The organism is Mesorhizobium sp. M7A.F.Ca.CA.003.01.2.1 (assembly GCF_003998945.1).
Classification (GTDB): Bacteria; Pseudomonadota; Alphaproteobacteria; order Rhizobiales; family Rhizobiaceae; genus Mesorhizobium; species Mesorhizobium ciceri.
In genome coordinates this window covers 1-5846 of record NZ_RZRA01000290.1, presented here as the reverse complement: position 1 = coordinate 5846, position 5846 = coordinate 1, and the positions used below count along the sequence as shown (strand labels likewise).

At 61.7% G+C, this 5846-nt stretch carries 6 protein-coding genes; all 6 read left to right on the top strand.

Going from position 1 to position 5846, the window contains the following annotated elements; all coding sequences use genetic code 11:
- Window positions 1-26: 26 nt before the first annotated feature.
- Complete coding sequence (locus tag EN969_RS13960) at window positions 27-584, top strand: invasion associated locus B family protein (RefSeq protein WP_013529840.1); 558 nt, start codon at window positions 27-29, stop codon at window positions 582-584.
- Window positions 585-597: 13 nt separating this feature from the next.
- A complete protein-coding gene (locus tag EN969_RS13955) occupies window positions 598-1263 on the top strand; it encodes a hypothetical protein (protein WP_013529841.1) in 666 nt (221 codons plus the stop codon).
- Between the two features lie 38 nt (window positions 1264-1301).
- On the top strand, window positions 1302-1763 hold the full coding sequence (locus EN969_RS13950) for a DUF4189 domain-containing protein (protein WP_013529842.1): 462 nt from the start codon (window positions 1302-1304) through the stop codon (window positions 1761-1763).
- Entirely contained in the window at window positions 1748-2293 is a 546-nt protein-coding gene (locus EN969_RS13945) for an invasion associated locus B family protein (RefSeq protein WP_063168902.1), read from the top strand. The genes EN969_RS13950 and EN969_RS13945 overlap by 16 nt, the downstream gene beginning before the upstream one ends.
- Before the next feature lie 421 nt (window positions 2294-2714).
- Window positions 2715-4163 carry a TolC family protein gene (locus EN969_RS13940; RefSeq protein WP_013529844.1) on the top strand — a complete coding sequence of 483 codons (1449 nt, stop codon included), beginning with the start codon at window positions 2715-2717 and terminating at the stop codon, window positions 4161-4163.
- A gap of 39 nt (window positions 4164-4202) precedes the next feature.
- Window positions 4203-5846 (top strand): ABC transporter transmembrane domain-containing protein (locus tag EN969_RS13935; RefSeq protein WP_127419186.1); only part of this gene is annotated, 1644 nt, incomplete at its 3' end.

Genomic DNA, 5846 nt, shown 5'->3' with positions numbered 1-5846 from the left:
CAGCTTCACCTTGAACTGAGGCAGGGATGAAAGGACTTGTTGCCCTGACCTGCCTGGCGCTTTGCGGCGGCCTCGTGCCGGCCGCCGGGCAGGTCGCGTCGACCTACAGGATCAAGCCTTCGGACGTGGTGCTCCCGCCCGAGGTGAAGCTCGGAGACTACCAGCGCACCATACGCCCATTCGACAACTGGACGCTGATCTGCGACGAGAACCTCAAAGCCCGCAAGAAGGTCTGCAACGTCTCGCAGATCATCGAGGACGCGTCCGGCAAGATGGCCTTCAGCTGGTCGCTTGCCGCCACCCAGGACGGCAAGCCGTACATGATCCTGCGCACCGCCCCGAACGCCAGGAGCGATGGCCTGGTGTCCGTGAAATTCGATGGACAGAAGCAGCCGATCGACGTGCAGCTGAACGGCTGCAACGAAATGGTCTGTGTCGGCATGTTGCCGGTCGGCCCCGTCATGCGCCGGCAGATATCGCAGAACGCGACGCCGGCGATCTCCTACTCGACGGTCGACGGGCAGACGATCACCGTTACCGCAACGCTCAAGGGGCTGTCAGACGCCCTTTCACCACTCAAATAACCGAGGCGCCACCATGAGCCAGCAGGACCAGTTCACGTCCGCCAAACGCACTCCGAGCGTCGAGGCGGATCGGCAGAGGCGGGCCGAGCCCCCAAGGCGCTGGCCACGCGCGGCCGGATATTCACTGCTGGGATTGGTCGTGGCGGGGCTTGGCTTCGCCGCCGGGAATTACGCCGCGGTCGCCAATCTGGTCGGCGGCGCGACGGCCGCACCTGCAGCAACAGCGGCGGCCCCCGTGCTTCCGGACACGCCCTTCCTCGAGCATGTCAAGCAGGCCGGTGTGCAGGCCTGCTCGACCGTCTATCCAGTGCTCGGACAGATCCTGACGACCGGCACGAAATACAGCGTCAAATCCCTGTGGAACGACCAGGCCGCCGACAAGCACGCCATCCAGGCCTTTGTCGGCATGGACTATGCGTCGGAACGCTATAGCGGACCGGCCGCCGGCATCGTCTTCGCATCGCCCACCGCCACGGGTTGCGAAGGGGCGATGGTGCGGGTGGCGCCATTCGCCAGCCCGTGCGCCGACATCCCATCCATCCTGCCGCAGGGCAGCAAGATCACCGACCATCTCGGGCAGGTCGAGGTCTACGAGCTCGGCGGCAATGCCGGTGAAGCGCTTCTCCTGCCGACGGGCAAAAGCTGTGTGGTGATCTCCCTTGCTTCGGCGGCGAAGTAGGACGCGAAGCGAGTGAGGTCAAGGAAAGGATGCCGACCATGAGATTGCAGGCTTTGGCAGTTTTGGGCTTGACCTTGTTGTGGAGCGGACAAGTCGTCTCAGCCGACCTTGTGGCCCCATCGGAACCGCAACAGGAGGAAAAGGGCATATGGGCGGCCATTGCCTATTCGCAGGCCGATAGCAAATACGGCTTCTTCTGGGGCGCCGACAAGCGGCAGGAAGCGAAGGACATCGCACAGAAATATTGCGAGAACGCAGGCGGAAAGGCCTGCAACGTCGTCACCGTCTTCCGCAACCATCGCCATTGGAATGATGACGACGAGACCGGCTTTCCCTACAAGCACTGCGGTGCGCTTGCCGTGGCAGACAAAGTGGAGAACCGTTTCACGCCCTGGGGCGTGAACTCGGCCGAGACCCGTCGGGAAGCGGAGGATCTCGCTTTGCAGGCCTGCGAGGCGACGGGAGAGAAATGCAAGATCCGCGAATGGGTCTGCACATGAAGCTTGGCCCGAAGGCCGTCTCCGCATGTGGAGCAATTCTATTCTCATTGATGTCGCCGGCGTCTGCCCAGCAACAGGTGGCGGCTGTCCCGGATGGACCCTCATCGCTGCGTGAGGTCTATCAGGACTGGAGCGTGACCTGTTCGGTACGGGAAAAGGCGAGAGTGTGCTCGCTTGCGCAAGACCAGGTCCAGCAGAACGGGCAGAGGCTTCTTGCCATGGAGATCGCGGCACGCCCGGACGGTTCGACGACGGCTACCCTGCTTCTGCCCTTCGGCATCCTCCTTGATCCGGGCGTGACGCTGCAGATCGACGATCAACCGCCGTCCCCGCAGCGCTTCAGGACCTGCCTGCCGACGGGTTGCGTCTCCGTCTTTACGGTTGATCGGCCGACGCTTGGAAAGCTGAGGGGAGGCTCGGTGCTGAAGCTCAATGTCACGACGGACGCCGAGACCCCGCTGAGCTTCCCTGTGTCGCTTCGCGGCCTGACCGCGGCGCTCGACCGCATGGTGGCGTTGAGCGCAAATTAGGGTGCGCGCTGACCAGCTTTTGGCCGCAGTGAGCCACATGAAGCGTACGCCGGCCGCCGCGATGGAGTATTTTTGGACGCGGCATCCAAAGGGGCGTGCCTGAAAAAGGGCTCAACTTCAGGTTGGATCATCGACAGCCGCTATCCGAACCGGCCATGATTCTGGCCATACCGGCCCACTGGCCTGCCGTTTTTTGTGCTTTCCCACTGAATGCGGCGTCTGGATACAACCGCAGCGAGCCGACGTTATGTGCTATTTTTGCTACATCTCGCAGCCTTGTTGCCCAAAAAGGCTATTTAGCGATCTCTAAATCAATAATCGCTCACATATTTCGTGAATCTGTGAATAATCCACCGACGGGCAGGCCTTGGCTTGGTTAGCGCTCTGAAAAGGACGCTGGGGAAACGTTAGGGTGGGATTAATGAATACGACAAACATGTCGACCATAGGCAGGCGCCTTGGTCTTTTGATGGCGGCCACCATGCTGACCTGCGGCAGCGCTCACGCGCTCACGCTCAAGGAGGCGATGGCTGTCGCGGTGGAGTCCAATCCCGAGATTGGACAGGCGATCGAAAATCGCGAAGCCATCGAGTTCGAGTTGCGGCAGGCCAAGGGCCTTTATCTTCCCAGTGTCGATGTCGAGGCATCGGCTGGCGTTCGCCGGCTCGACAATCCGTCCCGGCGCTCTCTTTCCATCGAAGGCGATGCGCTCTATCCGGCTGAAACGGATCTTACCGTTTCGCAGACGCTTTATGACAGCGGCGGAAGGCGGGCCGAATTGAACCGTCAGGCATCGCGCGTCGACGGCGCTTCGTTCCGCGTTCTGGAACGGTCCGAATTCATCGGGTTGTCCGTTGTCCAGGACTATCTGGAATACATGCTGCAGGCCTCGATCGTTGCCGAAGCGAAGAAGAATCTCGGCTTCCACCAGGCAATTCTCGGCGACATCCGGCAAGGCATCTCGGGCGGCGCGCTGAACGAGGCCGACCGTCAACAGGCCGAGGAACGGCTGTTCGCCGCCAAGGCGCGCATGCAGGAGGCGACCGAGGAACTGGAAGCGGCCAAGATCCGCTTCTTCAAAACCGTCGGAAAGCCACTGACCAGCCCTTCGAGGCCTGGCGATGTTTCGGCCGCACTCCCGCGCTCGCTCGACGACGCGATAGGGTTGGCGCGGGAAAGCAATCCGCGCGTACACATGGCCAACAGCGACATCGACGCGGCGGCCTCCCTCGTGGACGCTGCGCGGGCAAAATTTGGCCCCTCCATCATCGCTGAAGGTCGGGCCCGGGCAGGAACCGACATTGACGGCGACGATGGCGACACCACCGACCTGCAGGCGCGCGTGGTCCTGCGCTGGAACCTCTACCGCGGTGGCATCGACAAGGCCAACGAGCAGGAACAGATCCGCCGCACCAGTGAACAGCGTCTCGCGCTGCATCAGGTCCAGCGCGAAATCGAGGAAGCCGTTCGCACCTCATGGGATCGCCGTTTCCGGCAAGCCGATCTGGCAAAGACCCTGAGGCAACAAGCCGCTGCCAATGAGAAGCTGGTTGCTTCCTATCGCGAGCAGTTCAAGGTCGGACAGCGCTCGCTGCTCGACGTGCTCGATGCGCAGAATACACGGTTCAACACGGCAACGCTGGCGGATACCGCTTCCTACGCATCGCTGTTTGCCCAGTACCGGCTCCTGGCCGCGACCGGACAGTTGCTGAAAACGATGAATCTCGAGCCGGCAAAGCAAGCGACGGCCTATGCACGCACCGAGTTCGCAGCACCGGAAACCGCGGACACAGAAACCTATGCGCGGACGCCATCGGAGCAGAAGAACGACCTGCCATTCGATATTCTCGCTCCGGTGAGGAAGAAATAGGACAGCACAAGGTCCAGCGAGCGTCCTGACGGGCAGATCGTGAACCAGCAACCCAACATCCTCTCCCCGAAGGAGGCGTTCAAGGCCTGCTTCTCGGCCGTTGCCGGATATCTCGGCAGGCCGAGCGCGGAGACCGTGCTGTTTGCCGGCGTGCCGCTCTCGGACACGCGAATTGCGGCCGACGACATCAGGCACCTTGCCGAACGCATCGGCCTGGAAGTCACCGAGTTCAATCATCGCGATTTTCTCAGGGGGCGTATCGACCTGCCGGCCATCGTCTTTCGCGTCAGCCAATTGCCCGTCGCCCTGCTGGCTCTAGGCGAAGGCGATGCGTATATCACCGCGCCCCAGGAAGACGGCCGCACCACGATCGGCCGGTCGGAACTGGCCGCCAGCTACATCAGCGGCGGCGCTTCCTTTTCGATCACCTATGCCAATGCCGCCGAGACCATGTCGGTCGGCTCGGCGGCCAGGATCGAGCGAAGACATTGGCTTACGGGGACGATGGGCGCTTTCTGGCGCACCTACTCGAAAGTCGTCCTGGCGGCGGTGTTCATCAATCTGCTGGCCATAGCCTCGCCGATCTTCACCATGAACGTCTACGACAGGATCCTGCCGAACAAGGCGATATCGACACTGTGGGTCCTGGCTCTCGGCATCGGTGCGGTCATCCTGTTCGACCTGCTTTTGAAGACGGCAAGGGCTTCCCTCATCGACTATGCCGGGCGCAAGGCGGATCTGCGGATATCCTATCTGCTGTTCGAAAAAGTGCTGAACTCGTCGCTTTCGGCGCGCCCCGGCTCGACCGGCGAATACGCAAACAGGGTCACGCAATATGAGTTCGTCAGGGAGTTCTTCACCTCCAACACCATAAGCGTGTTCATCGACACGGCATTCGTCTTCGTCTTTCTCCTTGTGATCTATGCAATAGGCGGCTGGCTGGTGATCATACCGGCGCTGGCCTTCGTGATGTCCGTCATCGTCGGCCTGGTCACCCAGCGCCGCATCGGCAAGCGCGTCGCCGCCTCGATGAACGAAGCATCGCAGCGCCAGGCCCTGCTGGTCGAATCGATCTCGACGCTGGAGACCATCAAGTCGCTGCGCGCCGAGGCGTATCTGCTGCGGAAATGGGGAGAGCACTCCAAGAACGCCGCCAACACGTCCGAGAAGATCAAGCAGCTTTCGGCGGCGGCGGGCAACATCACCCAGTCCATACAGCAGCTGGTGACCGTCGCCCTGGTCGTGGCCGGCGCCTATGCCTTCTCGGAAGGGCATGTTTCGACAGGAGCAATCATAGGAACGGTGATGCTGGCGAGCAGGGCCGTGGCGCCGCTCGGCCAGATCGCCATAACGTTGTCCCGGTTCCGCCAGGCCATGCTCTCGCTGAGGATGGTGAATTCGATCATGGCTCAACCGGAAGATCGACCCGACACGGTGGGCTTCGTCAACCGCCCCATCCGCAAGGGGGCGATGGTGTTCAGGAATGTCGGGTTTGTCTATCCAGGCTCGGAAAACGAAGTTTTGACCGGCCTGAATTTCTCGGTCAAGCCGGGTGAGCGGATCGGCATCATCGGCCGCATAGGATCGGGAAAGACGACGATGGGTCGGCTGGTCGGCCGGCTCTTCCTGCCGACTTCCGGTGAGTTGCTGCTGGATGGGATCGACATTCGCCAGTATCACCCG